The organism is Streptomyces sp. NBC_01237, assembly GCF_035917275.1.
Lineage (GTDB): Bacteria > Actinomycetota > Actinomycetes > Streptomycetales > Streptomycetaceae > Streptomyces.
Window position 1 is genome coordinate 277992 of record NZ_CP108510.1, and the last position, 23296, is coordinate 301287.

General features: G+C 70.1%; 22 protein-coding genes. 10 read left to right on the plus strand and 12 right to left on the minus strand.

All coding sequences use genetic code 11. The features are described from left to right. The first annotated feature begins 10 nt into the window (after positions 1–10). Positions 11–481 (plus strand): hypothetical protein, encoded by a 471-nt coding sequence (locus tag OG251_RS44450; RefSeq protein WP_326682994.1) that lies wholly within the window; start codon positions 11–13, stop codon positions 479–481. 132 nt (positions 482–613) lie between these two features. Here the strand turns inward: OG251_RS44450 and OG251_RS44455 are convergent, their stop codons facing one another. Continuing rightward, on the minus strand, positions 614–1855 hold the full coding sequence (locus OG251_RS44455) for an IS701 family transposase (protein WP_326682995.1): 1242 nt from the start codon (positions 1853–1855) through the stop codon (positions 614–616). Positions 1856–2175: 320 nt separating this feature from the next. Here OG251_RS44455 and OG251_RS44460 point away from each other — a divergent pair, with 320 nt between their 5' ends. Further along, complete coding sequence (locus tag OG251_RS44460) at positions 2176–2781, plus strand: TetR family transcriptional regulator (protein WP_326682996.1); 606 nt, start codon at positions 2176–2178, stop codon at positions 2779–2781. Positions 2782–2859: 78 nt separating this feature from the next. Here OG251_RS44460 and OG251_RS44465 read toward each other — a convergent pair whose 3' ends face one another. Next, the gene (locus OG251_RS44465; RefSeq protein ID WP_326683035.1) at positions 2860–3582 is read right to left on the minus strand and encodes an SDR family NAD(P)-dependent oxidoreductase; all 723 of its coding nucleotides are present in this window, start codon (positions 3580–3582) and stop codon (positions 2860–2862) included. 172 nt (positions 3583–3754) lie between these two features. After that, complete coding sequence (locus OG251_RS44470; protein WP_326682997.1) at positions 3755–4429, minus strand: ScbR family autoregulator-binding transcription factor; 675 nt, start codon at positions 4427–4429, stop codon at positions 3755–3757. Positions 4430–4564: 135 nt separating this feature from the next. On the opposite strand from OG251_RS44470, the gene OG251_RS44475 reads away from it, so the two are divergent. Next, positions 4565–5482, plus strand: coding sequence for a ScbA/BarX family gamma-butyrolactone biosynthesis protein (locus tag OG251_RS44475; RefSeq protein ID WP_326682998.1), 918 nt, complete (start codon positions 4565–4567; stop codon positions 5480–5482). A gap of 628 nt (positions 5483–6110) precedes the next feature. After that, the gene (locus OG251_RS44480) at positions 6111–7556 is read left to right on the plus strand and encodes a DNA primase family protein (RefSeq protein ID WP_326683036.1); all 1446 of its coding nucleotides are present in this window, start codon (positions 6111–6113) and stop codon (positions 7554–7556) included. Between the two features lie 135 nt (positions 7557–7691). Here the strand turns inward: OG251_RS44480 and OG251_RS44485 are convergent, their stop codons facing one another. After that, positions 7692–8093, minus strand: coding sequence for a DUF6009 family protein (locus OG251_RS44485; RefSeq protein WP_326682999.1), 402 nt, complete (start codon positions 8091–8093; stop codon positions 7692–7694). A 181-nt stretch (positions 8094–8274) separates the two neighbouring features. Further along, entirely contained in the window at positions 8275–9234 is a 960-nt protein-coding gene (locus tag OG251_RS44490; protein WP_326683000.1) for a hypothetical protein, read from the minus strand. Positions 9235–9465: 231 nt separating this feature from the next. Here OG251_RS44490 and OG251_RS44495 point away from each other — a divergent pair, with 231 nt between their 5' ends. Then, positions 9466–10056, plus strand: a complete 591-nt coding sequence (locus OG251_RS44495; RefSeq protein ID WP_326683001.1) for a carboxymuconolactone decarboxylase family protein — start codon at positions 9466–9468, stop codon at positions 10054–10056. A gap of 28 nt (positions 10057–10084) precedes the next feature. Here the strand turns inward: OG251_RS44495 and OG251_RS44500 are convergent, their stop codons facing one another. Genes OG251_RS44500 through OG251_RS44510 form a run of 3 tightly spaced genes read right to left on the minus strand, consistent with a single transcriptional unit; the run spans position 10085 to position 13145 of the window. Beyond that, on the minus strand, positions 10085–10486 hold the full coding sequence (locus tag OG251_RS44500; protein ID WP_326683002.1) for a DUF6009 family protein: 402 nt from the start codon (positions 10484–10486) through the stop codon (positions 10085–10087). Beyond that, entirely contained in the window at positions 10483–12036 is a 1554-nt protein-coding gene (locus tag OG251_RS44505; protein ID WP_326683003.1) for a DNA primase family protein, read from the minus strand. The genes OG251_RS44500 and OG251_RS44505 overlap by 4 nt, the downstream gene beginning before the upstream one ends. Then, positions 12033–13145 carry a bifunctional DNA primase/polymerase gene (locus tag OG251_RS44510; protein WP_326683004.1) on the minus strand — a complete coding sequence of 371 codons (1113 nt, stop codon included), beginning with the start codon at positions 13143–13145 and terminating at the stop codon, positions 12033–12035. The genes OG251_RS44505 and OG251_RS44510 overlap by 4 nt, the downstream gene beginning before the upstream one ends. Before the next feature lie 822 nt (positions 13146–13967). Between OG251_RS44510 and OG251_RS44515 the strand changes: the two genes are divergently transcribed. The 4 genes from OG251_RS44515 (at position 13968) to tpg (ending at position 19337) form a co-directional block, all read left to right on the plus strand. Further along, positions 13968–15206 carry a ParA family protein gene (locus tag OG251_RS44515; protein WP_326683005.1) on the plus strand — a complete coding sequence of 413 codons (1239 nt, stop codon included), beginning with the start codon at positions 13968–13970 and terminating at the stop codon, positions 15204–15206. Beyond that, positions 15203–16381 (plus strand): ParB/RepB/Spo0J family partition protein, encoded by a 1179-nt coding sequence (locus OG251_RS44520; protein WP_326683006.1) that lies wholly within the window; start codon positions 15203–15205, stop codon positions 16379–16381. Before OG251_RS44515 ends, OG251_RS44520 begins: the two co-directional genes overlap by 4 nt. A 124-nt stretch (positions 16382–16505) precedes the next feature. Then, positions 16506–18770 carry a telomere-associated protein Tap gene (gene tap, locus OG251_RS44525; RefSeq protein WP_326683007.1) on the plus strand — a complete coding sequence of 755 codons (2265 nt, stop codon included), beginning with the start codon at positions 16506–16508 and terminating at the stop codon, positions 18768–18770. A 9-nt stretch (positions 18771–18779) separates the two neighbouring features. Then, positions 18780–19337: a telomere-protecting terminal protein Tpg gene (gene tpg / locus OG251_RS44530; protein WP_326683008.1), complete on the plus strand. Its 558-nt coding sequence runs from the start codon at positions 18780–18782 to the stop codon at positions 19335–19337. A 1-nt stretch (position 19338) separates the two neighbouring features. Here the strand turns inward: tpg and OG251_RS44535 are convergent, their stop codons facing one another. The 4 genes from OG251_RS44535 to OG251_RS44550 all read right to left on the minus strand — a co-directional run bounded on the left by OG251_RS44535 (position 19339) and on the right by OG251_RS44550 (position 22211). Further along, the gene (locus tag OG251_RS44535; protein WP_326683009.1) at positions 19339–19725 is read right to left on the minus strand and encodes a VOC family protein; all 387 of its coding nucleotides are present in this window, start codon (positions 19723–19725) and stop codon (positions 19339–19341) included. 150 nt (positions 19726–19875) lie between these two features. Then, entirely contained in the window at positions 19876–20802 is a 927-nt protein-coding gene (locus OG251_RS44540; RefSeq protein WP_326683010.1) for a nitroreductase/quinone reductase family protein, read from the minus strand. A gap of 396 nt (positions 20803–21198) precedes the next feature. After that, the gene (locus tag OG251_RS44545; RefSeq protein ID WP_326683011.1) at positions 21199–21873 is read right to left on the minus strand and encodes a hypothetical protein; all 675 of its coding nucleotides are present in this window, start codon (positions 21871–21873) and stop codon (positions 21199–21201) included. Then, a complete protein-coding gene (locus OG251_RS44550; protein ID WP_326683012.1) occupies positions 21870–22211 on the minus strand; it encodes a PadR family transcriptional regulator in 342 nt (113 codons plus the stop codon). The genes OG251_RS44545 and OG251_RS44550 overlap by 4 nt, the downstream gene beginning before the upstream one ends. 87 nt (positions 22212–22298) lie before the next feature. Here OG251_RS44550 and OG251_RS44555 point away from each other — a divergent pair, with 87 nt between their 5' ends. Continuing rightward, positions 22299–22787, plus strand: a complete 489-nt coding sequence (locus OG251_RS44555; protein ID WP_326683013.1) for a hypothetical protein — start codon at positions 22299–22301, stop codon at positions 22785–22787. Positions 22788–23296: the final 509 nt, after the last annotated feature.

Sequence of the window (23296 nt, forward strand, 5' to 3'; positions counted from 1 at the left end):
AACGGCGGCCATGAGCACGAGCGGGAAGAAGAGGAAACCCTCGGGGTTCGTGTCCCTGCTGCTCCTGCTGACGGGAGTGCTGCTGCTGTACGTGGCGCTGCCCAATCTGGGCAACGCCGCCAGGGCGGCGACCGCCGACGGGCCCGAAGGCACCTTCACCGCGACCCGGCTCACCTGCATGAGCCACCCCGGGCACGAGACGTGCGAGTGGTCGGGGTCGTTCCGGTCCACCGACGGAGCGGTGGAGCTGCGGGGCGTCAAGCTGTACGGCAGCGGCCGGGACACGTTCGAGGCCGGACAGCAGGCGTCGGCCGTGGACGTGGGCAACGCGGGGCGGGTCTACAACCCGTCCGGTTCCAACGAGTGGATCTTCACAGTGCTGCTGCTGATCGCCGGATACGTCCTGCTCGCGGTCGTGGCCGGCCGGCATCTGATGCCGCCTCCGCCGACCGGGCGGACAGCACGGCCGGTGTCCGCCTAGGCGCACCGGAGCGGACGGACAGCGGGTGTGCCCGGCGAAATGGCCGGGCACACCCGCTGTTCGTCCGCTCCCCCGTCCGGCCCGCGCCCCGGACGGACACGCGCGCCGGACGGCGGTACGGCGGTACGGCGGTCAGGCGGGTACGGCGGTCAGCGCGGGCGCCGCCGCCGACATGACGGGCATCGGCGGCAGCGCCGGCAGCGCGGCACGCGCGTTGTCCAGTTCGAGCCGGCTGTAGGCGCCCGCGGCGGACACCAGCGTCATGTGGTGGTGCCAGCCCGGGTAGGAACGCCCCTCGAAGTCGAGCAGGCCGAAGTCGTCCTCCAGTCCCTGCACCGTGGCGCCCGCCCGGCGCTGGAGCCTGGTGAGCGCGGCCAGTTCGTCGGTGCGCCGGTGCACCATGTTGGTCAGCCACATCCGGGTGGAGCGGCGTCCCGCGTAGGAGCGGACGGCGAAGAGCCGGTAGGTGTGGTGCGGAGCGTGGCGGGCGAGCCGCACCTCGGGCAGGCGCACCAGGGCGGTCATCACCGAGGTGCGGTCCGTCCGGCCGCCGAGGCCGTCATGGGTGTCGAGCCGGAGGTGGCCGCCGTGCTTGAGCTCGAACAGGCGCTGCGCCTCGACGGCCGCGGGCAGTTCGGAGGCGTACGTCTGCGGGGGCATCGACCGGCCGACGGGGACCACCGGGGTCCGGCCGGGCAGGGCGATGACGAAGTCACGGCCCCGGGTGCTGAGTCCGCGCACCAGCGAGGTCACACCGGTGTAGTAGCTGAGGTCGGCGACGACCGGCGGGGCGCTGAGGTGGGTGCTGTCGCTCAGCGAGTCGACGAGGTCGAGCGCGTGCTGCTCGATGGTGCGGTGACCGGCGTCGTCGGGAATGCGGGCGCGGGAGCGGCGCTGCTCGTCGTTGACCCAGGCTCCGGGCAGCAGCAGGCCCCAGTGGACCGGTACCGCTTCCCTCTCGGTGGTCAGGAACGCGCCGATGCCGAGCTGGCAGTTGACCGATCGTCCGGTGGCCGGGACGAAGCGGCGGTGCACACCGCAGGAGTGGTCGCCCCGCTTGCGCAGGACCGCCACGTCGAGGGTCCAGGCGCGGGGGGTCAGCCGCTGCTCGACCCACCGCATCAGCTCGGCCCGCGCCGGGGCCCACTCCCAGGGGCTGGCGTTGACGAACTGGTGCATGGACTGTGAGGCGGTCGGCGATCCGGAGACCGTGGCGGCGATCCGCCGTACCGACTTCTTTCCCTCGGTGGTGAGCAGGCCCGTCAGATACGCCTGGGCCCACGCCCGCTGATCGGCCCTCGGCAGGTGCCCGAAGATCTGTTCGGTGAACGCGGAGACCGGCAGGTGCGCGCGGTCCAAGTCCTGTGCCGCCATGGCTGGTTCCTTCCGGCTTCGGTCATCCGATCGACTACCACTATAGAATAGCGAACGTTATCTTTTTTTCCAACGGAGGAGCGGCCCTCCTCCTCGGCGGAAGGAGAAAAGATGCGGCCAGGAGCGCGGTACCAGGACGCTGATCACCACGCTGACCAAGGGTTTTCCCTACTTCGGCAACTCCGCGTTGCCCTCGCACGGCCGGTCCGCCCAAGCTGGGCCGGTTCATGTCGTCCGGCCGAAGGGAACACCGGAACACCGCATCGGCAGTCAGGTACCGCGCCAGGGGCGCCGTACCCGCCGGCGCTTTCGGAGACACCATGGTGAAACAGGAGAGGGCCGCGAGGACCCGCGAGGGCCTGGTACGGGCGGCGGCCGCACAGTTCGACCGGGACGGCTACGCGGGGGCCTCACTGGCCAAGATCAGCCGGGCGGCGGGCATCTCCCTGGGCGCGGTGACCTTCCACTTCCGGTCCAAGGCGGAACTCGCCGAAGCCGTCGAGGAGGAGGGCCGGGCCGAGGTCACGGGCGCCCTGCGACGGATGGCGGACTCCTCCACCACCCCCTTGCAGCAGCTGGCCGACCTGACCCTGGAGCTCGCCCGGCTCATCGAGCAGGAGGACACCGTCCGGGCCCTGCTGCGGCTGGAACGGGAGCGGGCGGCCACCGACCACTGGACGGAGATCTGGCTCCCCACGGCCGACGAACTGCTGCGGCGCGCCTACGACAGCGGCGACCTGCGCGCCTCGGCGCACCCCGAGGCCATGACGACCCTGGTCGTGCACCTGGTGGCCGGATCCGAGATCGTGCTCCGGCGCCACCGCACCGCCGGGGCCCCGTCGCACGAGAGCGCCGTGGACCTGCTGGCCGGTGTCTGGCAGCTCGTCCTGACGGGAATCTCGGCGAGCGAGGCGGCACGCCTGTGAGGCCGTGGTCCCGCCGGAGCCGGACCACGGCCGGACACGGGCCGGCCCCCGAGCGCGTCGCGGGGACCCGCCGACGGGTCAGACCGCGCTGCACCCGCCGTCCACCGGAACAGCGCCACCGGTGACGAAGGACGAACGGTCACTGCACAACCAGGCCGCGGCCTGGGCGATCTCGGTCGGATCGGCCAGCCGGTGCTGGATGGCTCGCGCGGCCACGGGCCGCCCCGATCCGGTGCTCCCCTCCGTCAGTTCGGTACGGGTGCTGCCCACCATCAGGGCGTTGACCCTGATCCCCCGGCCCCCGTACTCGGCGGCCGCGGCCTTCGTCAGCCCGAGCACGGCGTGCTTGGCGGCGACATAGGGGGCCAGCGCACCGGTGGCGAAGAGCCCCGCGGTGCTGGAGGTGTTGACGATCGTCCCGCCCGTCCGCTGGTCCAGCATGAGCGGGATCTGACGGCGCAGACAGTTCCACACCCCTCGTACGTTGACGTCCATGATCTGGTCGTACGCGGCGTCCTCCGTCTGGTGCAGATCGGTTCCCCTGGCCCCCCAGCCCGCGTTGTTGAACGCCGCGTCCAGCCCTCCGAAACGCTCCACCGCCACCGCGACGACCCGCGCGACGTCCTCGGAGCAGATGACGTCCCCGGCGACCGCGACGGCCCGGCCCCCCGCGGCGTGGATCTCGTCCACCAGATCGCACAAAGGTTTCTGCCGCCGCGCCATCAGGATGACCGACGCCCCTTCCGCGGCGAAGAGACGGGCCGCCGCGGCCCCTATCCCACTGGACGCGCCCGTGATCATGACTCTCTTGCCGTGCAGTAATCCACTCGACATCGCGTTCATCGACCCCTCCCCCGGACACCCCGCCGACGGCCGGGTGTCATAGCGGTCACCGCATTCCCTGGGGGCATGACCATAGCGGGCAGTGGATGAACCCCCGGGGCCTGTCGGCAGAAAATTTGTGGCGGCCGGATCACCCGGCCACGGACGCGCTCTTCTTCCGGCGGGCCGCCGGGCGTCCCCGCGCCTCGCCGAACTCCAGCTGCTCGGCGACGCCCGGCACCGCGATGGCGGGAAGCATGCAGTGCCAGATCTCCTCGACCCGGTCCGGGAGGTCCCGCCGTCCCGATTCCATCTGCGCGTGCATCTGCGCCCCGGTACAGGCGCTCACCAGCATCCGCGCGAGAGCCGGGATGTTGACCCCGTCCCGGAGCTGCCCCATCTCGTTCGCTTCCGTGAACGTCGACATGGCCACCATGGTCCACTGCTGATGCGAGTTCTCCTCGCTGGAGATGAAGAGCTCCTGATCCGTCACCAGTCGCGCACCGGCCAGCAGCAGCGGCTCGTCGAGCATCTGATAGGACCAGGTGAGCGTGATGTCGACGAGCTTCTGCAGGCCGTCCGACGGGATCGGCGGCGAGACGATGTCCGGCTGACTGCGGACGATCTCGCGCGCCAGTGCCTCCTTGTTCTTGAAGTGGAAGTACATCGCGCCCAGCGTCACGCCGGCCCGGTCCGCAATTCGCGAGACGCTTGCACCAGCGAAGCCACTCTCGGCGAACACCTCTGCGGCGGCTCTGATGAGACTCGCCCGCGTCCGAAGTGCGCGCTCCTGCTTCACGGGACGTTTGTCAGGCAATTCGGACACGAAGCCTCTCCCTCGTAGACAAAAAAAAGAATAATCCTTATTTTACAGCACAGGTGCCTGACGTCACGTTCAAGCATCTGCACATCCAGGCACCCAAGCACGGTCAGCTTCGATGATCCATGGGGAGTGCACGTGATGACTTCATTCAGCGGCCACGGCTCGACCACCCTTCACCCGCAGCGGTCCACCGTAGCCAATCACCTCGTTCGCAAGACCGACCCCACCGAAGTGCTCGTCACTGCGTGGCACGGCGTCTCGGACACCGAGCACGTCGTCACCACCGAATGGCCCTGCTCTCACCCGTTCTATACCCCGCAGCAGGAGACCCACAGCCCGCTGCTCTTCACCGAGAGCACACGGCAGGCCCTGGCGCTCCTGTCCCACACCGAGTTCGGCATCCCCCTGGACCACCGTCTGGGCTGGGAGTACATCAGCTGCTCCACCACCCCCGAGGGGCTGCGTACGGCGGGGTCCCCGGCCCAGGTAGAACTTCACATCACCCACACCTCCGTGAGCCGGCGCCGCCTCGGATGCGCCCGTCTGACCGCGGAGATCGAGGCCACCCGCGACGGGGTGCGGATGGGCAGCGCCCAGATCAGGTACACCGCCTACCCGGAGGCGGTCTACCGCCGGCTGCGCGGGCGGTACGCCGGTGCGGCCGAGTCCTGCGCGAGAGCGCTGCCACCCGGCCGCCCGGTGTCCCCCGCCCTGGTCGGCCGCGAGTCCGACAGCGATGTGGTCCTCAGCCCGACGACCCGCGCCGATCTGTGGTTCCTGCGGGCCGACCTCACCCATTCCGTGCTGTTCGACCACCCGCACGACCACATCCCGGGCATGGTGCTCCTGGAGGCGTTCAGCCAGGCCACCACATCGCTCTGCGCACCGCGGCGGGTCCGGCCCCTGTCCTTCGACGCGGTCTTCAAGCGGTACGTGGAACTCGACCAGCCCTGCCTGATCGAGGCGGAGGCGCTCACCCGTTCCAGCATCAAACTGGTCGCCACGCAGGGCGACACGGTCACCGCCTCGGCGATGGTCACCACCGCACCCGCGTAGCCGGCTCCGCAGCAACCGCGCGGCACCCACGGCACCCGCACCGGCCGTTCCCCGTCCGCCGACGCACACCGTCCGAACACATTTCTCACACACATATGGGGACAGGCGTCGACAACTAAACCGAGTACCCGTTACGTTATTTCCGTTCCGCAGCCTCACGCGGTGGGAACGGCCACCGTGGTACTCGCGCCTTGCTCGGCACATGGTCTGGCCCTTGAGTCGCTTCGGTCGCTGAGAGGAAGCGCATTGCCCCTTCACCTGGCATTTCACGGAAGTGGGTCGGGACCGCGCACCTCTCACCCCTGTCATGGAAAACCCGCCGTGAACCGTGGGCCCGCCGAAAAGGCGCGGAGCCCACGGACCACACGATTACGGCGGACGCCTGCTCGGCCGACGGCGGGGAGAGACCGTGGCTGAGGGCATCAGACACGAGGCGGAAACTGCCCTCTCCCGGCAGAACGCCGCCAAGGAGCCCGGACGTGAGAACCGGCTCCTCCAGATCGTGCACAGTGCCCCCGCCGATCCGGCCGCCCCGGCCGACCGTCCACGGACGGCCGGTATCCGGCAGTCGTCCACCCGCAGGACCAAGAAACGCCTCACCACTCCCCCGGACTCCGTCCGCACGGGCCTGTTCGGCCAGGCCGGGGCGCACTCGCACCCCGCGGCACCCGAACAGGCCGATACGGCAGGGCTGTTACCGGACACGCTGACGGACCGGGGCAGCGCGAAGCTCTTCGCCTCCCTGCACAGCAACCGGTTCCGCCATGTACCGGGCCTGGGCTGGTACCAGTGGTCGGGCAGTCGCTGGCAGCTCGACGAGAACGAGTGCGTGCTCTGGGCGGCCGGGGAGATGGCCGAGTCCCTGGCCCTGTCCGACCCCTCCGGGGCACACACGGCCGCGGCCCTGCGCCTCCACCGCCGACGGGCCCTGTCGACATCCGGCATCAGAGCCATGCTGGTGCAGGCGAGGTCGGCGCCGGGGATGGTGTTGAGTGCGGGGGTGCTGGACGCGGATCCGTATGTGCTGTGCACTCCCGCGGGGGTGGTGGATCTGCGGTCGGGGGTGCTGCGGGTCCCGGACCCGGACCGGGACTTCCACTCACGGTCGACGTCGATCGGACCGCGGCGGATGCCGACCCCCCGCTGGGACCGGTTCCTGACCGACACGTTCGGCGACGACGACCAGGGCGCGGAAATGATCCGCTTCCTCCACCTCCTCCTGGGCTACTCCCTCACCGGCGACGTCGGAGCCCAGGTCATGCCGTTCCTCTTCGGCTCCGGAAAGAACGGCAAATCGGTCCTCCTCGACGTCCTCATCAAACTCCTCGGCGACTACGCCGACGCCGCACCACCCGGCTTCCTCATGGCCCGCCCCTTCGAAGGCCACCCCACCGACCTCGCCGAACTCCACGGCCGCCGCGTCATCGTCTGCTCCGAAGTCAAACCCGGCGACCGCTTCGACGAAGCCCGCGTCAAACTCCTCACCGGCGGCGACCGCATCAAAGCCCGACGCATGCGCCAGGACTTCTTCTCCTTCGCCCCCACCCACAAACTCTGGCTCCTGGGCAACCACCGCCCCGAAGTCGGCACCGGCGGCTACGCCTTCTGGCGACGCATGCGCCTCATCCCCTTCGAACGCGTCGTCTCCGACCACCGCAAAATCGACAACCTCGCCGACATCCTCGTCACCGAAGAAGGACCCGGCATCCTCAACTGGCTCATCACCGGAGCCCACCACTACCTCAACAGCCCCCGCGACCTCACCGGACCCGAAACCGTCCGCATCGCCACCACCGCCTACGCCGAAACCGAAGACCACACCGGCCGATTCCTCAACGAATGCTGCACCCACCAACCCCACCACCGCGTCGAACAAGCCCACCTCTACAACGCCTACAAAACCTGGTGCAGGCTGGAGGACACGAGCCCCGTCTCGTCGAGGGCCTTCGCCGGCCGGGTACGCGAGTCGGTCGGCCTCGCCGATCACCGCGTGATGCTGCTGTCGAACCAGCGCAAGTACTACCCCGGCATCGGCCTTCTGACGGACAGTGAGTTCCTGCCCGAGCCGCAGTGAACGGCGGCCCCGGGCCTCGGCGTTCGCGCCACCGGCTCCCGGCCGGCACCCCTCGCGCATTATCACGGCGTGATAATTCACCGCCGGTCCGGATTATCACGCCGTGATAATCGGCGGTTGGCCCCGCCCAGGCGTCTACTTCGGCCGGGTGATGCCCAGTTCACGCATGGCGGTGGAGGGCGGCCCGCCCTCGGAACGCTCCGTCTTGTAGCCCTTCGTCCCCGTGGCCAGGGTCCGGGGATCGACCGACTCGGACGGCGCGCCGGTCGCGTACAGGCCCTCGGGGTCGATGTCCCGGTCGTGCGGCAGCAGCCAGAACACCCGCCGCCGGAACGTCCCCGACGAACGCGACGCCTTGGCCTCCGGTCCCAGGACCGCGTATCCGACCATGCGTCCGTCACGGTGGTAGGCGGGCCTGCCGCGCCGGGTGGGCAGCCGGTCCAGGCTCTGCCGTACGTAGTCCAGCACGGACACATCCTCCAGCCAGACCAGCTCCGCCTCGTCGCTGATCTCTTCCTCGTCGATCAGAGCACTCACTCTGCCTCCTCCTCGACGAGCCGTCGCACAGGGTCATTCTGACACCCGGCACCCGCCGGGGGCAGCCCGGCGGCACCTGCCTCACCCGGACGGGGCCGAGAGGCAGGGGCGGACGTGGCACCGGTGCCGGGGCCGGACATCGTCACGGCACCGGCACCGGCCGGTCAGATCCCCCTTCCGGTCACGCCGCCCACGGCGCGATCGGGTACCAGGGGATGATCTCGCGGCGCGCGAGCATCCTGACGTCCCAGTAGAGGAAGGTGAAGACGCCCGCGACGATCAGGGTCACCGCCGTCACGGCGGCCATCCGCCCCGGCTTCGCGATCATCCAGGCTGCCAGCCGGCCACCGGCGAAGTACGCCATCAGGAAGAAGAGCACCGCGATGATCACGACGTTGCCGACCGACTGGAGCACGAAGACCGCCGCCCCGTAGAACGGGTTGCCGCTCTCGGCCGCATCGCGGAAGAGCTGCCGGAAGAGCGGATACGGGCGGCCGACGAGGAAGCCGCCGACCAGCACACCCATGAACACCGTCTGGGCGTGGGGGAAGCGACGGGCCGCCTTCGCGAACGGATCACGGACGTACCCCAGCGAGCTCAGCCCCAGGTAGAGCATCGCCAGCCCGATGACCCCGAACGTGATCATCGACTGGAGGGAACGCCCCGACAGCACCCCCGGCGCGGCCTGCGCCTCGGAGAACTGCGGCATCGACGTGCCCACCAGGCCGACCACCGCGCCGTACACGGCGGAGACCACGGCCATTCCGAGGAAGAGCCAGCCAAGCGGCTTGAGCGCCTGGACGGCCCGGCCCGTACGGCTGTTCATGGTGCCCAGCATCGGGGCGACCGTGCCGAACACCGCGATGTTGCACGCGGTGAACGTCCCGGCGAGACCCGAGGTGAAGGCGAAGGCCGTCCCGGCCGCCACCGAGGCGAGCGAGGACGTCTCCGGATCATGTCCGAGGATCGAACCGGCTATGTTGCCGCCCACGGTCTTGTCGACGAACTCGGCGGACCAGATCACGGTCAGGAGGAAGCCGGCGACCGTACTGAGGATCAGCAGAAGTCCGCGCCGCCGCACCTCGTCCTCTCCCCCGAGGGCCGCACGTTCACGAACCGGTAATTCATCGACACGTGCCACAGCGGGACTCCTTGTCAGCTGTCGGACGGGTGACAGCGTAGAGAGGGCGGAAGGCCGTTCGGTTCTTCGAGGGTGCCGAATACCCGTACGCCGTCCGGAAAGAACCCGGAGCGGCGGAGGAAGAATGCCGACGGCCGGCCGAACTCCCTTCATCAACAGAGGGGTTGCGCGCAAACGCCGTAGTCAGGAGCATGAGCGTCTCCCGCTCGTGCGACTCATGAGGATGTCTCTGTGCCACACATCACGATCACCAACGACCTGCCCGGCATCCGCGGTCTGATGGCCCACCGCCGGGACACCGCCGCGCCGCTCAACCACCTCGCCAACACGCTGCTGCGGGAACCGGCCTCCCTGAGCCCCGGAGAGCGCGAGCTGATCGCGGCGTACGTCTCCCACCTGAACAGCACGCCCTTCTGCTCGGGGACGCACGGTGCGGCGGCCGCCGCCCAGCTCGACGGTGGTCAGGCCACGGTGGATGCCGTGTTCACCGGCCCGGACAGCGCACCGGTCACGCCCCGGCTGCGGGCCCTGCTGCGGATCGCGGCCGAGGTGCAGCGGCAGGCCCGTCCGGTGTCCGACGACGCGGTGGCCGCCGCCCGCGCCGAAGGTGCCGAGGACGACGACATCCACGACACCGTGCTGATCGCCGCGGCCTTCTGCATGTACAACCGCTACGTCAGCTGCCTGGCCACCGAACTCCCGGCCGAGGACAGCTACTACGGCGAAGCTGCCGACCGCATCGTGGGACAGGGCTACGGCACGGGCTACCCGCCGGCCGGCTCCCGGGACGCCGCTCCGGCAGCCGCGGCCCTCACCACCTGACCGGAGCGCACCGCCGCCCCTCCCCCGCTCACAGCGGAAGCGTTATGCCCAGTTCGCGCATGGCGGTGGAGGGCGGCCCGCCCTCGGAACGCTCCGTCTTGTAGCCCTTGGTACGGGCGGTCAGGGTCCCCGGGTCCACGGCTTCGGCGGGTGCCCCGGTCGCGTACAGGCCCTCGGGGTCGGTGTCCCGGTCGTGCGGCAGGAGCCAGAAGACGCGGCGGCGGAAGGTGCCGGAGGACCTCGACGACTTGGCCTGCGGGCTGAGCAGGGCGTATCCGACCATGCGTCCGTCGCGGTGGTAGGCGGGCCTGCCGCGCCGGGTGGGCAGCCGGTCCAGGCTCTGCCGTACGTAGTCCAGCACGGACACATCCTCCAGCCAGACCAGCTCCGCCTCGTCGCTGATCTCTTCCTCGTCGATCAGAGCACTCACTCTGCCTCCTCCTCGACGAGCAGACCCACGCCCGGGTAGTACTTGCGCTGGTTCGACAGGATCATCTCCTTCGGCGACGAGAGCCCTGCCAGCTCTCGCACCCGAGCGGCGAACGCCCGGGAGGAGACAGCGGAAACGCCTTCATTCTGACACCAGGTTTTGTAGGCGTTGTAGAGGTGGGCTTGTTCGACGCGGTGGTGGGGTTGGTGGGTGCAGCATTCGTTGAGGAATCGGCCGGTGTGGTCTTCGGTTTCGGCGTAGGCGGTGGTGGCGATGCGGACGGTTTCGGGTCCGGTGAGGTCGCGGGGGCTGTTGAGGTAGTGGTGGGCTCCGGTGATGAGCCAGTTGAGGATGCCGGGTCCTTCTTCGGTGACGAGGATGTCGGCGAGGTTGTCGATTTTGCGGTGGTCGGAGACGACGCGTTCGAAGGGGATGAGGCGCATGCGTCGCCAGAAGGCGTAGCCGCCGGTGCCGACTTCGGGGCGGTGGTTGCCCAGGAGCCAGAGTTTGTGGGTGGGGGCGAAGGAGAAGAAGTCCTGGCGCATGCGTCGGGCTTTGATGCGGTCGCCGCCGGTGAGGAGTTTGACGCGGGCTTCGTCGAAGCGGTCGCCGGGTTTGACTTCGGAGCAGACGATGACGCGGCGGCCGTGGAGTTCGGCGAGGTCGGTGGGGTGGCCTTCGAAGGGGCGGGCCATGAGGAAGCCGGGTGGTGCGGCGTCGGCGTAGTCGCCGAGGAGTTTGATGAGGACGTCGAGGAGGACCGATTTGCCGTTCTTTCCGGAGCCGAAGAGGAACGGCATGACCTGGGCTCCGACGTCGCCGGTGAGGGAGTAGCCCAGGAGGAGGTGGAGGAAGCGGATCATTTCCGCGCCCTGGTCGTCGTCGCCGAACGTGTCGGTCAGGAACCGGTCCCAGCGGGGGGTCGGCATCCGCCGCGGTCCGATCGACGTCGACCGTGAGTGGAAGTCCCGGTCCGGGTCCGGGACCCGCAGCACCCCCGACCGCAGATCCACCACCCCCGCGGGAGTGCACAGCACATACGGATCCGCGTCCAGCACCCCCGCACTCAACACCATCCCCGGCGCCGACCTCGCCTGCACGAGGAGTGCGTTCATCCCCGACGTGCTCAGGGCGCGGCGGCGGTGCTTGCGCAGGGCGGCGTCGGAATGGATGCCCCGGGGGTCGGTGGTGGCGATGCTCTCCGCCATCTCCCCCGCGGCCCACAGCACGGTGTCGTCGTCGTCGCTCTGCCAGCGGGTGTTGTCCCAGCGGTACCAGCCCAGGCCCGTGACATGCCGGTAGTCGTGCGCGTAGAGCTTCACGAAGAGCTTCGCGTTTCCCCGGTCCGTCAGGGTGTCCGGCATCAGTCCGGCGGCCGAGACCTGTTCGGGGAGGAGGGACGTCCCGGACTGCGCGGGTACGGGTACGGTCCCCGGCCCTGCGGACGCGCCCGGGGACATGGTCGCGCGGGCCGTCGTCTGGGCGATGATCTGCGCGGCCACGGCCTGGGCGTCGAAGTCGAACAGCGAACCGTCACCGGTCGATGTCATCCGTTCCTCCCCAGGTACAGCGGCCGGCGCGAACCGGCGCTCATTCCACTACGGATGATCTGGGCGGCGCGCCGGTCCTGCCCCGGACGGGCGACAGCGGCAGCTGACTGAAGGATCTGTTCGGCCTGTTCATGAGTGAGGTGTCCGGCCGTGACCAGTCCACCGGCGGTGTACGAGGCACGGTTGAGCTTCTCCGAGAATCCGGCACCCTCGGCAACGGCCGCGCAGGCGGTCACTTCGGCCAGCACGGCGCTCAGCGCGCCGGCGGTGCGTTCCCGCCCGCCCCCGGCGGCGATGACCGCCTGACGGGCCCTGGAGGGGACGGGCCTCGGGCCGGGAAGCGGCTCCTGGGGCAGGTGTCCCGTGCGTTCGAGCTCCTGGGCGAGCCAGCCGGGGAGCAGCGCCGGACGCCTGGTCGTCCCGAGTGCCGTGTAGCGGCCCGCCGCGGTGGTGGTGCCGGGCGCGATGATGTAGCCGCCGTGCGCGCGGACGTCCACCTGCCAGGCCAGGGCGCGCCCGTTCCCGGACCCGGTGGAGCACTGCCAGGCGCGGGCGTCGGGAGCCCGGTACCAGACATGGAGGCCGCCCGAGGGGGTCCGTACCCGCAACGTCGATGTGTCGGCGGCGGGGTCGGGGGCGCCCCGCAGGGCGGCCAGGACGGCCAGCGTGTGGAAACCGTGGGTCAGGCCGGTGAGGTCGACCTGTTCGGGGATCAGGATGCCCGGCAGCAGGCGGTCCCGTTCGGGCAGGCCCTGCGGGTGGGCGTCGATGTCGATGACCACCAGCCCTGCGGGACCGCAGGAGACTCCCACCCCGAACTCCGGGTTGCTCCCCCACCATTGAGCGATCCTGTCGGGGTCACAAGTGGCGGCGTGGAAGCCGTGGCACCAGCGGCCTTCGGCGGCGCAGCCACAGCCCCGGTGGGTGTGACCGGGCCGGCGGCAGGCGTCGCAGTTCCCGGCGGGCGTCTTGCGTCCGGCGGCGAGCGGGTGCACCGGCCAGCCCTGCTCGGCACACCACCGGGCAGTGGTCACGGCGGAGGGAAGGGCCGGGGGCACCGGGGCGGGCCGCGAGGAGTCGAGGTCTGCAACACGCAGCTCAGAAGCCATGTGCACCCCCCTCATAGCGACCGAAGCGACTCAACGACGAACATAGATTAGCGAAGACATGCCCTGGGCACGGAACGCAGCTGCCCGAATCTTGCATCGTGTCGAACATGGGACTGTCCACCTGCGGACGACGGGCACTCCAGCGACCGGAACGGTTGAGTCGCTTCCTCTCGCGGATCAGTAAAACACCAGGTCAAGGCATGTGCTCGGACTTCAACAGCGACTGAAGCGACTCAACTCACCTATATATGACGCACACGCGCACACAGGAATGTCTTCATATACCTACACCTTCGGTCGCTTCAGTCGCTGTCCAGTCGTGGACACGCCTCTGACCTGGTGTTTCTTTGCCCTGATGGGCAGCGACCGAGGAAGCGTCCGGTCGCTGGACCTTCGGTCGCTGCGACCGGGGAAGCCGTCGGTGCCGGGCGCGGGGCAGCGACCGAGCGACCCGCCCGTCGGGTCGCTGCCGTGGGAGGGTTCCGAACGGGCCCGGAACAGCGACCCAAACCGTCACGCCCCCTGAGGGCAGGTCACCTCCAGGCCCCCTGCCCCCACCTCTCCCCCGCCTCTCCCCCGGCCTCCGACCCCCCGCCAGCCCCCCGCCCCCTCGGGTCCTTTGGGACTCCCCCGCCCCCTCGGGACTCCCCCGGTCCCCGCACCGGCGGACCAAGATCACGAATTATCACGCCGTGATAATCGCCCCCGTCCCGTCTCCCGGCCCGGCTGCTGACTATCACGGCGTGATAATTCCCCATCTGGGCAGTGAAAACTAACGTGTCGCGTCCCCAACAGCGCCACTTCGTTAGTAAAGTTCACTGCATGGCTTCCCCCGCTACCCCCGGCGACCGCGAGAAGGTCGTCTCCAAACTGCCCGGACAGCTCCGGCAGGACCTCAAGGTCCGCGCCGCTCAGCTCCGTATCGAGATCCAGACGGCCGTCGAGCAGTCCGTCGACATCTGGTGCGGTCTCGCCTCGACGTCGGCCGCGGTCGACACCTCGGGCGCCGACTCCTTCTCCACCTGGCTGCCCGTCGGCCAGTGGGACACCTTCAAGTCCACGGCGGCCGACCGCAAGGTCTCCCTCATCCAAGGTCTCGCGCAGGCGGTCCAGGTCTGGCTCCGGGCCAACCCGGCCCCGACCGTGGAACGCCCCGAGATCCCCCGCCGCATCATCGTCTGCAACCAGAAGGGCGGCGTCGGCAAGACCGCGATCACCGCCGGGACCGGCGAAGCCCTGGCCGAGGACTCCGGTGCCCTCTATCCCGTACGGGTCTCCAAGCACTTCGCCGCACTCCTCGACGAGAACGGCTCCGACCCGCTGACCCTCGAAGACCTCCCCGGCATGGGCCTGCGGGTCCTCCTGGTCGACTTCGACCCGCAGTGCCACCTCACCAAGCAGCTCGGCTACACCCCGCTGCCGATGGACGGCGACAGCCTCACCAAGCACATGGCGGGCGACGCCACCGGTGAGCTCCGCGATCTGATCGTGCCCATCGAGGAAGAACGCTTCGGGCAGCGGCTCCACTTGCTGCCGAGCTGCAACGACGCCTTCCTCCTCGACGTACGCCTTTCCGGTGTACGAGCGAGGGAAGCGGCGCTGGAGCGGGCCCTCGCCCCCGTGGAGGCGGACTTCGACGTCATCATCGTTGACTGCCCGCCCAGCCTGGGCCTGAGCATGGACGCCGCCGTGCACTACGGCCGCCGCCGGGGCAATGAGGCACCGGGCTCCTCCGGCGCACTCATCGTGGTCCAGGCGGAGGACAGTTCGGCCGATGCCTATGACCTGCTCACCACACAGATCGAGGACCTCCGGGGCGACCTGGCCCTGGAGCTCGACTACCTCGGAATCGTCGTCAATCACTACGACGCCCGCCGCGGCTACATCGCCACGTCCTCGCTCCAGGCGTGGATGGACATAAAGGAACCCCGTGTCGTCGGTGTCATCGGGGACCTGAAGGAACAGAAGGAAGCAGTACGGCTCAAGCGGCCCCTGCTCGCGTACGCCCCCAAGTCCGACCAGGCGGTCGGCATGCGTGCCCTCGCACGGGAGATCTCATGAGCAAGGCCGACAAGCTCGGGGCCGGCGCGTCGTTCGGCCAGGCCCGTGCCGTCAGTGCCCGGCGCGCCGCGATCGGAGCCGCCACCGGTGCGCCCACGACAGGTGTTCCGAACCCCACGGAACTGCCCGTCGGTGTCATCAGCCAGAACCCGGACAACCCCCGCGACCACCTCCGGGACCTCGAAGGGATGGCCGAGAGCGTCCAGGAGCTCGGTGTCGTCAACGCCATCACCGTCGCCGCCGTCGACGCCTACCTCCGTGAGCGCCCCGACCGCGCGGCCGATCTGGACGAAGGCGCCACCTATATCGTCATCGACGGCCACCGCCGTCTCGAAGGCGCTCGCCGCGCCGGGCTGAAGACCATCAAGGTCCAGGTCGACAACGCACGGGTCGCGACCGACGAGGCACTGCTCGAAGCCGCCTTCGTCTCCAATGTGCAGCGCGACAACATGACCGATCTGGAACAGGCCCACGCCCTCGACGCCCTGGTGACGTTCTACGGGAGCCAGACCAAGGCGTCCAAGCGCCTCGGGCTCTCCCAGGCGTCGATCTCCTCCAAGCTCTCCCTGCTGAAGCTTGCACCGGATCTGCAGGCCGAACTGGTGACGGGGGAGCGCCAGGTGGAACACGTACGCAACCTCGGCAAGCTGAGCGCGGAGGAACAGCGCGCCGCCGCCGACGCACGAGCCTCGGACGCGGCGCGGCGCCGACGCCGGTCGAAGCCCGCGAGCACGGCGGAACCTGTTGCGGATTATCACGCCGTGATAATCCGAGACGATCAGCCGACGGGGGAGTCCGCCCCCTCGGGCGATTATCACGGCGTGATAATCGCTGATGCCGGCCCGACGGGCGAGTCCGACCGGTCCGGGGATTATCACGCCGTGATAATCCGCGACGAGGAGTCGACGGGGGAGCCGGACAGCGCCGACGATTATCACGCCGTGATAATCGCTGAGGCCGACGCGACCGACGCCGAACCGGGCGCCCCCGCGCTGCCGTCCCAGTCGGGCGGCCACGAGGCCCCGGGGGCAAGCGATGCCGCAGCCGGCGGGGGAGTGCCCTGGCACGACCCGGTCGCTCTCGCCGCGATGATCTGCGCCCACATGCCCTACCAGGAGCGCACCCGGCTGACCCTGCTCCTGGCCGAGAAGAACCGCGCCGAGCTCAAGGGCTGAAGCCCCACGGTGTGGGGCGCATGGACCGCCCCACACCGCCCCACACCGTGCCTGTACGCAAGGTGTACGCCCTTAGTACGCGGTATGTCCGCTGCCGAAGATACGATGCCGACGGGAGGTGCCCATGTCCGAATTGTTCGACGCCGTCGACGCACTGATCGCCGGGCAGTCGTCGCTGCCCCCGACCGCCGAGCGGGAGCGGCTGCGCAAGGCCCACGGGCTGAGCCAGGAGCAGGTGGCGGCTGCGCTGAAGGTCCGTCGCGCCACGGTGGTCTCGTGGGAGAACGGCAGGACGGAGCCGCGTCCGCCCCAGCGCGAGGCATACGCACGGCTGCTGACCCAACTCGCCGAGCTCTACCCCGCCGAACCGGCCGCCCCGGCTCCCGTCCCCGCCCCGGCGCCGGTGGCTCCGGCCCCGGCCGCCCAGGCTCCGGCCCCCGCGCCGGCAACTCCCGAGCCGGTCGCTCCCGAGCCGGCCGCCGAGGTCGCCGAACCGGCCCCCGTGTCTCCGGCAGCGAGGAACACCGCGGCTCGTGGTCCGGCCGGGCAGCCCCCCCGAACCGTGAAATCCACCACGTCGAGAACCACCACGTCGAGAACCACCAGAGCCAGGACCGGCACCCCCACCCCCACCACGCCGGCCGCCGCCGTGCCCCCCGACCCCCGCTTCCTGAACGGCCCGCTCGGCGTGCTCGACGGCGACGGATCGCTGTACTGCGTCGGCGGCCTGGTCCTGGACTGCCCGGCCACGACCGTCGCCTCCCTCGTCGAATGGACCCTCGCCGAGGCGCGGCTCGGCAGCCCCCGGCTCCACCGCAGCGGCAAGGACGGCGACCCTCTCGTCGTCCTCACAGCCGCCGCCGCCGAGCGTCTCGGACTGCCCGCGACGCTGGAGGACCGCAGGGGCCTGCGGCTGCCCGAGAACCACAAGGTGGTCCAGCAGGTGACGAAGGCGCGGTGGCAGCTCACCCGGCGCGGCTTCGGCCCCTGGACGCGGATCTACCGCCCGGTGCAGTCCGGGCAGCGCCAGTGCGTCCAGTTCGCGGTCCTGCCGTGGGGTGCGCTGGACACCCGCTCCTGGGGCGCCGCCGACCGCATGCCGCCGGAAGAACTCGCCGCGGTGCTCGGTACGTTCGCCCGGCGGGTCATCACCCCGCGCGGCTCCACCGCCGTGTCCGGACTGGAACTGATGACCGCGCTCCGTCCGCCGACCAGGGCGGTGCCGGACGGGACCACCGGCGCATGGACGTCGGGCCCGGTCGCCGGTTCCCTGGCCGAGCCGGTCGACCCCGCGCCCCCGGAGGCCCCCGACGAACACCCGGTCGCCGCCGCCCTGTTCCCCCGGGGCCACCGGCGTACCCCGGCCGAGGTCCTCGACGAAGAGGCCTACGAGTGGGTCCGGGACCCGCAGTTGCTCACCGACGCCGAATGCGAGCGGAAGTACGCGGTGGGCATCGACGTCAACACGGCCTTCCTCGCCGCCGCCAACCGCCTCCTCGTCGGCCTCGGCGCACCGGTCCACGTACGGGCGCCCGTCTTCGACAAGGCGGTGCCCGGTTCCTGGCTGATCGATCTGTCCGGCATCGAGCTGGACCCCCGGCTGCCGTCCCCCTTCACCCCGCACGGCGTACGCCCCGACGGCCCGGCCTGGTACGCGACTCCCACCGTGGCGTACGCGTACGAGCTCATCGCCACCTACCGGCTGCCCGTCACGGTCGCCCCGCTGGAGGCCTGGGTCCGTCCGGAGTCGGGGCCGTACCTGGACCCCTGGTACAAGCACCTCAGCGAGGCGTACAAGACGACGATGGCCGACCTCGGTGTCGGCTCCGGCGTGGGGGAGGAGGAGTTCCTCGCGGCGATGGCCACCCACAAGGAGACCGACCCGGGCATGGGCACCGTCCTGTCCGCGATCAAGTCCACGGTCAAGGGCGGCATCGGGAAGCTCCGGGAACGCCCGCAGGGAGCGTCGTACAGGTACGGGGACCGGTGGCCCGCGCTGGAACGCCCGACCTGGCGCCCGGACATCCGGGCCGCCGTCATCTCCGCCGCCCGGATCAATATGCACCGCAAGATCCTCAAGACGGCGCTGGCCACTCAGTCCTCGCCCGCCCCGGCCGGGCATCTCACGTTCGACGAGGACGCGTTGATCCCCGTGGCGCTGCTGTCCGACTGCGCGGTCTACCTCGCCGACGGCCCCTCACCGCTGGACGTCCTGCCCCGTACCCCCGAAGGAAAGCCCGCCCCCGGCAGCTTCCGCCTCGGGGTGTCCCCCGGCATGGTCAAGCACGAGGGCACCCAGGACCTCCTGTGGGCCGTGCGGATGCTCGACGAGGGCCACAACCCGGCCCGGCACATCAAGGGCAACGACGCCGCCGACGACGGAGAGTAGAGCACCTCGATGGGCATCTTCGAAGACAGCCTCGACAAGGCCGCCGCCAACACGGCGACCCGCCCGATCCCGAAGTCGGCCGGGGCCCAGGTCCGTTTCCTGGTGAAGCAGCTCAAGAACTCCACCCGGGCGGCGGCCCAGCTCCTGAGCGTCTCGCAGCGCACCGTGGAGCGCTATCTCAAGGGCCAGATCAAGCACCCGCGCCCCGAGCTCGCCGCCCGCCTGGAGGCCGAGGTCCGCAAGCGCTGGCAGCCCCGCGTCCGCGACCGGGCGAAGAAGCAGGCCGCGACCTCGACCGGCATCGTGATCGAGACCCGGGCCCGTTTCGGCTTCACCGCCGCCCCCGGCACCACCGACGACGGACGCATCCGGCTCATCACCCAGCACCTGCCCCCGGCGTACGCGGCCCGCCTGTTCGACGCCCAGAGCGCGGGCGCCACCGAACAGCAGCTGCGGAACATCGCCGCCGAGGGCCTCCAGGACCAGTACTTCCGGGACCGCGGCCGCCGTGCCGAGGGCCTTCAGGTCGAGTTCACCGATATCGACTACGTGGAGCTGGACTTCTGACTCAGTCCGCCACGTCCTGCGGATACCAGCGCAGCTCGACGGTGTTGCCGTCAGGATCCTGTACGTAGACCGACTGCGCGGAGCCCCGCGCACCGTAGCGGTCCACGGGGCCCTCCAGCACGGTGAAGGCGCCCGAGTCGATGACCTGCTGCCAGTCCAACGGCTCGACGACCAGGCAGATATGGTCCACGTTCGACTCGGAGCGCGGGCGGTCGAGCAGATCGATGATCGTCGTCGGGCTGATCCGCACCGACGGGAACGGGATCTTTCCGGCCCGCCACTCGTCCACCCGGACCGGCTCCAGGCCGAGCGGCCCGCAGTAGAACGCCAGGGCGCGCTCGACGTCCTGCACGTTGAGCACCAGGTGATCGAAATCCTTGACGCGCACGTGCGCTCGCATTCCCATGAAACAGCCTTTCCATGTTCCGGCCCGGTCCGCGGCGGACCGTACCCTCCGACCGGCCCGCCGCTTCGGACGCCGGGCCGTCGGGGCGTGACTGTCCCAGGAACCGGACAGCCACGCCCCCATCTGTCCGCGTCAAGCATTGCCGACGGGGGGAGCCGGAGGAGCCGGGGGCCAGGGAACATCGGTGAGGAGGGGGAGAATCGACGCTTCCTCGTAGTCGAGGTGCGCGTTGAGTTCCGCCGACATCTCCGCCAGCTCCTCACGGAAACGCCGGGGGTCGGCGATGGTGATCCCGGCGAGCAGGGACGCCAGTTCGCCCTGGATGCGCGCGACCGTACGGTGCTCCTCGCGAAGCCGGTCGAAGGTGTCGCCGAGGCCGGGGTGGTAGCGCGCGATCCCCGGGAACAGATGCGCGTCCTCGCTGGTGTGGTGGAACTCCAGCGCCTGGCAGAACGCCAGGCACCGCTGCCGGATCTGCAGCCCGAGCCCCGGGGGAGCGGGCTCACCGGGCCCCTGGTGAGCCGCGCGTACCGCGAAGTGGGCCTCGACCTCGGCGCTCACCTGACGCAGCTGACCGCGCAGCCAGGTGTGCACCTCCCGCACCTTGTCGGCGAGGGTACGGATGTCGTGGGGCCCCTCCCAGCCGTCGGGCTCGGCCCGCTCCAGCACCACCACCGGCAGCATGCGGGAGGTCCGGTCCTGGTAGTCGCCGTACCCGGGCTCCGCCCGTACGACATGGGCGAACAGCTCGTCACGCCGCGCCCCTTCGGCGGGGACCGCGAGGGCTTGGAACGTACGGGTGCCGATCTCCACCCGTACGACGGGGTGGGCGAGCAGATTGTGGTACCAGGCGGGATGGACCGGGCCGCCGAGGTTGGACCCGACGAGCAGAAGCGCGTCGTCGTGGCGGACGTAGCCGAGGGGAGTGGTCCGCTCGGCCCCCGACCTGGCGCCGGTGGTCGTCAGCAGGAGCAGGTTCCCGCCTTCGAACGGGCCGCCGACCTTCCCTCCGTTGGCACGGAACTCCTCGATGACGGATTCATTGAAAGACATGGGCATGCGGTGGGTGTCTCCGGAAGACGCGCGTTTCCGCAGGAGCGGCGGAAACGCGGATGGGTCCGCAAGGGCTGCGGAGATGGCCGGTGGTGACCTGCGCAGGGCGAAGCGCCGCACGGCTCCCGCACGCGGACGACCCGGGGCACACGACAGCGGTGCCGGGAAACGCGAAGGGTGAAGGAGAAGGCGCGGCTGCGCTACGTCAGATACAGGGCGCGGAGCAGAAACTCATGACGGACCCCTTGATGAAGGGTGCTCGCCCGACCACCGGCCGGCCCACTGCTCATTGACCGGCGCCACGCGGCACCGGTTCCATTACATGGACGCGGACCTCGCCTGTCAACACGGACGATCATCCACCGGGGCGCGGCAGACCGTCAGAGGCTGGTCAGGCATCGGTCAGGGACTTGTGACGGGCAGCCTGGCGCACTGACGGCAGGCACGCGCCGAGGCGGCGACGCGCGCGTGGAAGGCGAGGGTGGCCACACAGACGGCAACGCTCAGCGGCCAGTTCACCGCCGCCACGGAAGCGACGGTGAGGGTCAGCGCGCTCAGTGCGAGGGCCACCGCGGCGGCGGTGCCCGTCCACGCGACCACGAGCGGCAGCCTGCGCGGGGTGGGCAGCCGGCGCGCGAGGGAGCCCGTGACACCGAGGAGCACCGCCGCCAGCAATGCCGTGAGGACCGCTGTGCCGCCCAGAGGGGCGACCACCGCCCGCACGGGGTCCGGCAGCCGGTGACCCGCCGTACGGGCGGAGAGCTCCACCAGGTACCAGCACAGGATCGGGAAGGGGACGATCAGCATGACCGTGCGTGCGGTGTGACGGGCCTGGGCGATGGTCAGTTCGTGCTGGAAGCCCGGCGCGAGCTCGGCCACGGTGCCGAACTGACGGACCGCCTGGCGGGCGGCGTCCCGACCCGGTTCGGCCGACAGCCCCTGCGCGGCGTCCAGGAGGCCGTCTCGCAGCTCGTCCACCATCCGGTCCTTGATCCGTGCGGGGCCGTGAAGAACGGCCGTCAGATCGGCGATGTGGGACTCGATGGGGTCATCGGCCAGCGCCTCGGGCGTCCTCACGTCGCGTGCCCGGCGGCCGGGGCGGGCTCCAGCACCGAGCCGATCGCGGCGGTGAACTCCCTCCACCCCGTGCGCTCCTCGGCCAGAGTGCGCCGCCCGGCGTCGGTGAGTTCGTAACAGCGCTTCCGCCGTTCACCCACCGACTCCCAGACGCTGCGCAGCAGTCCGAGCCGCTCCAGCCGGTTGAGCGCGGGGTAGATGGTGCCCTTGCGCAGCTCCAGCACGCCGTTGCTGCGCTCCGAGACCGCGGTGATGATCGCGTAGCCGTGCAGTGGGCCGGACTCCAGTACGGACAGCAGCAGTCCGTCCAGGTGCCCGCGTACCGCATCCGTCTTCATAGTCAGGCAGCCTACCCAAACGGGCCACCTCTGTGCTACCTATCGATAGGCAGCCAACCCATTGGCTGCCTATCCGAGAGGGCTCCTGTGACCAAGTTCCTGCTTTCCCTGCATGTCCTGGCGGCGATCCTGACGGTCGGGCCCATCACGGTCGCGGCCTCGATGTTCCCCCGCTACGCCCGGACTCCGGCCGGCGACGGCGACGGCCCGGGGGAGGGGAACGGCAGGACCGCGGCGTTCCTGCACCGGATCTGCCGTGGCTACACGGTCGTGGGCCTCGCCGTACCGGTCTTCGGCGCCGCCACGGGGGCACAGCTGGGCGTCCTGACCGATGCCTGGCTGCTGGCCTCGGTCGGGCTGACGGCCGCCGCCGCGGCCCTGCTCCTGATAGTGATCCTCCCCGGGCAACAGCGACTGCTCGCCCTGCCCACGGACGAGGTCCCGGACGGGGGCGCCGTGGAGATGATGCGGGCGTCGGCGGCCCGGCTCTCCATGACCACCGGGATCTTCAATCTGCTCTGGACGGCCGTGGTCGTCCTGATGATCGTCCGGCCCGGCTCCACGACGGGAGCCTGACACCAGGGGCGACCCGCCCCGCCTCTCCCGACAGGCGGGGGGACTGCCAGGGCCTGACCGGGGGAGGGCCGACAGTGGCTGGGGCCCTTTCGGTCCCTGCCCTTCAGTCCCTGTATGAAAGTGCAGGTCAGAGACGTTCCGGTCCCCGGAAAAGGGACTGAAGGGACTCAACTTCCTAGTTATAACTCCACTAGCGCGTAGGCGCGTGTATGCGCGGGCGTATGAATGTATGTATGTATGCCTTGTATCTAGGCTGGCTCATAATTAGGGATTTCAGTCCCTTCAGTCCCTGATCAGAGGGGTACTACCCCTCTGACCTGCGGTTTTCCCAGGGACTGAAGCACAGGGACCGAAAGGGCCCCAGCCCTGCCTCTGGCCGTTCAGACCCTCCACCGGACCCCTCCGTGCCGCCGGAGGGCGCGCCGCCCCCTCCGGGAGCCTGTTTCCCGGCAACTCGCCCGGAGGGACCCGCCAGTCCCTGCGTCCGGTCGGTCCCTGCCTCCGCCGCA

Excerpts from the sequence above, each read along its gene's own strand:
- OG251_RS44450 (WP_326682994.1), top strand. The coding sequence starts at position 11 with ATGAGCACGAGCGGGAAGAAGAGGAAACCCTCGGGGTTCGTGTCCCTG.
- OG251_RS44455 (WP_326682995.1), bottom strand. The coding sequence starts at position 1,855 with ATGGCGGCACAGGACTTGGACCGCGCGCACCTGCCGGTCTCCGCGTTC.
- OG251_RS44460 (WP_326682996.1), top strand. The coding sequence starts at position 2,176 with ATGGTGAAACAGGAGAGGGCCGCGAGGACCCGCGAGGGCCTGGTACGG.
- OG251_RS44465 (WP_326683035.1), bottom strand. The coding sequence starts at position 3,582 with ATGATCACGGGCGCGTCCAGTGGGATAGGGGCCGCGGCGGCCCGTCTC.
- OG251_RS44475 (WP_326682998.1), top strand. The coding sequence starts at position 4,565 with ATGACTTCATTCAGCGGCCACGGCTCGACCACCCTTCACCCGCAGCGG.
- OG251_RS44505 (WP_326683003.1), bottom strand. The coding sequence starts at position 12,036 with ATGACATCGACCGGTGACGGTTCGCTGTTCGACTTCGACGCCCAGGCC.
- OG251_RS44510 (WP_326683004.1), bottom strand. The coding sequence starts at position 13,145 with ATGGCTTCTGAGCTGCGTGTTGCAGACCTCGACTCCTCGCGGCCCGCC.
- OG251_RS44515 (WP_326683005.1), top strand. The coding sequence starts at position 13,968 with ATGGCTTCCCCCGCTACCCCCGGCGACCGCGAGAAGGTCGTCTCCAAA.
- OG251_RS44520 (WP_326683006.1), top strand. The coding sequence starts at position 15,203 with ATGAGCAAGGCCGACAAGCTCGGGGCCGGCGCGTCGTTCGGCCAGGCC.
- tap (WP_326683007.1), top strand. The coding sequence starts at position 16,506 with ATGTCCGAATTGTTCGACGCCGTCGACGCACTGATCGCCGGGCAGTCG.
- tpg (WP_326683008.1), top strand. The coding sequence starts at position 18,780 with ATGGGCATCTTCGAAGACAGCCTCGACAAGGCCGCCGCCAACACGGCG.
- OG251_RS44540 (WP_326683010.1), bottom strand. The coding sequence starts at position 20,802 with ATGCCCATGTCTTTCAATGAATCCGTCATCGAGGAGTTCCGTGCCAAC.
- OG251_RS44550 (WP_326683012.1), bottom strand. The coding sequence starts at position 22,211 with ATGAAGACGGATGCGGTACGCGGGCACCTGGACGGACTGCTGCTGTCC.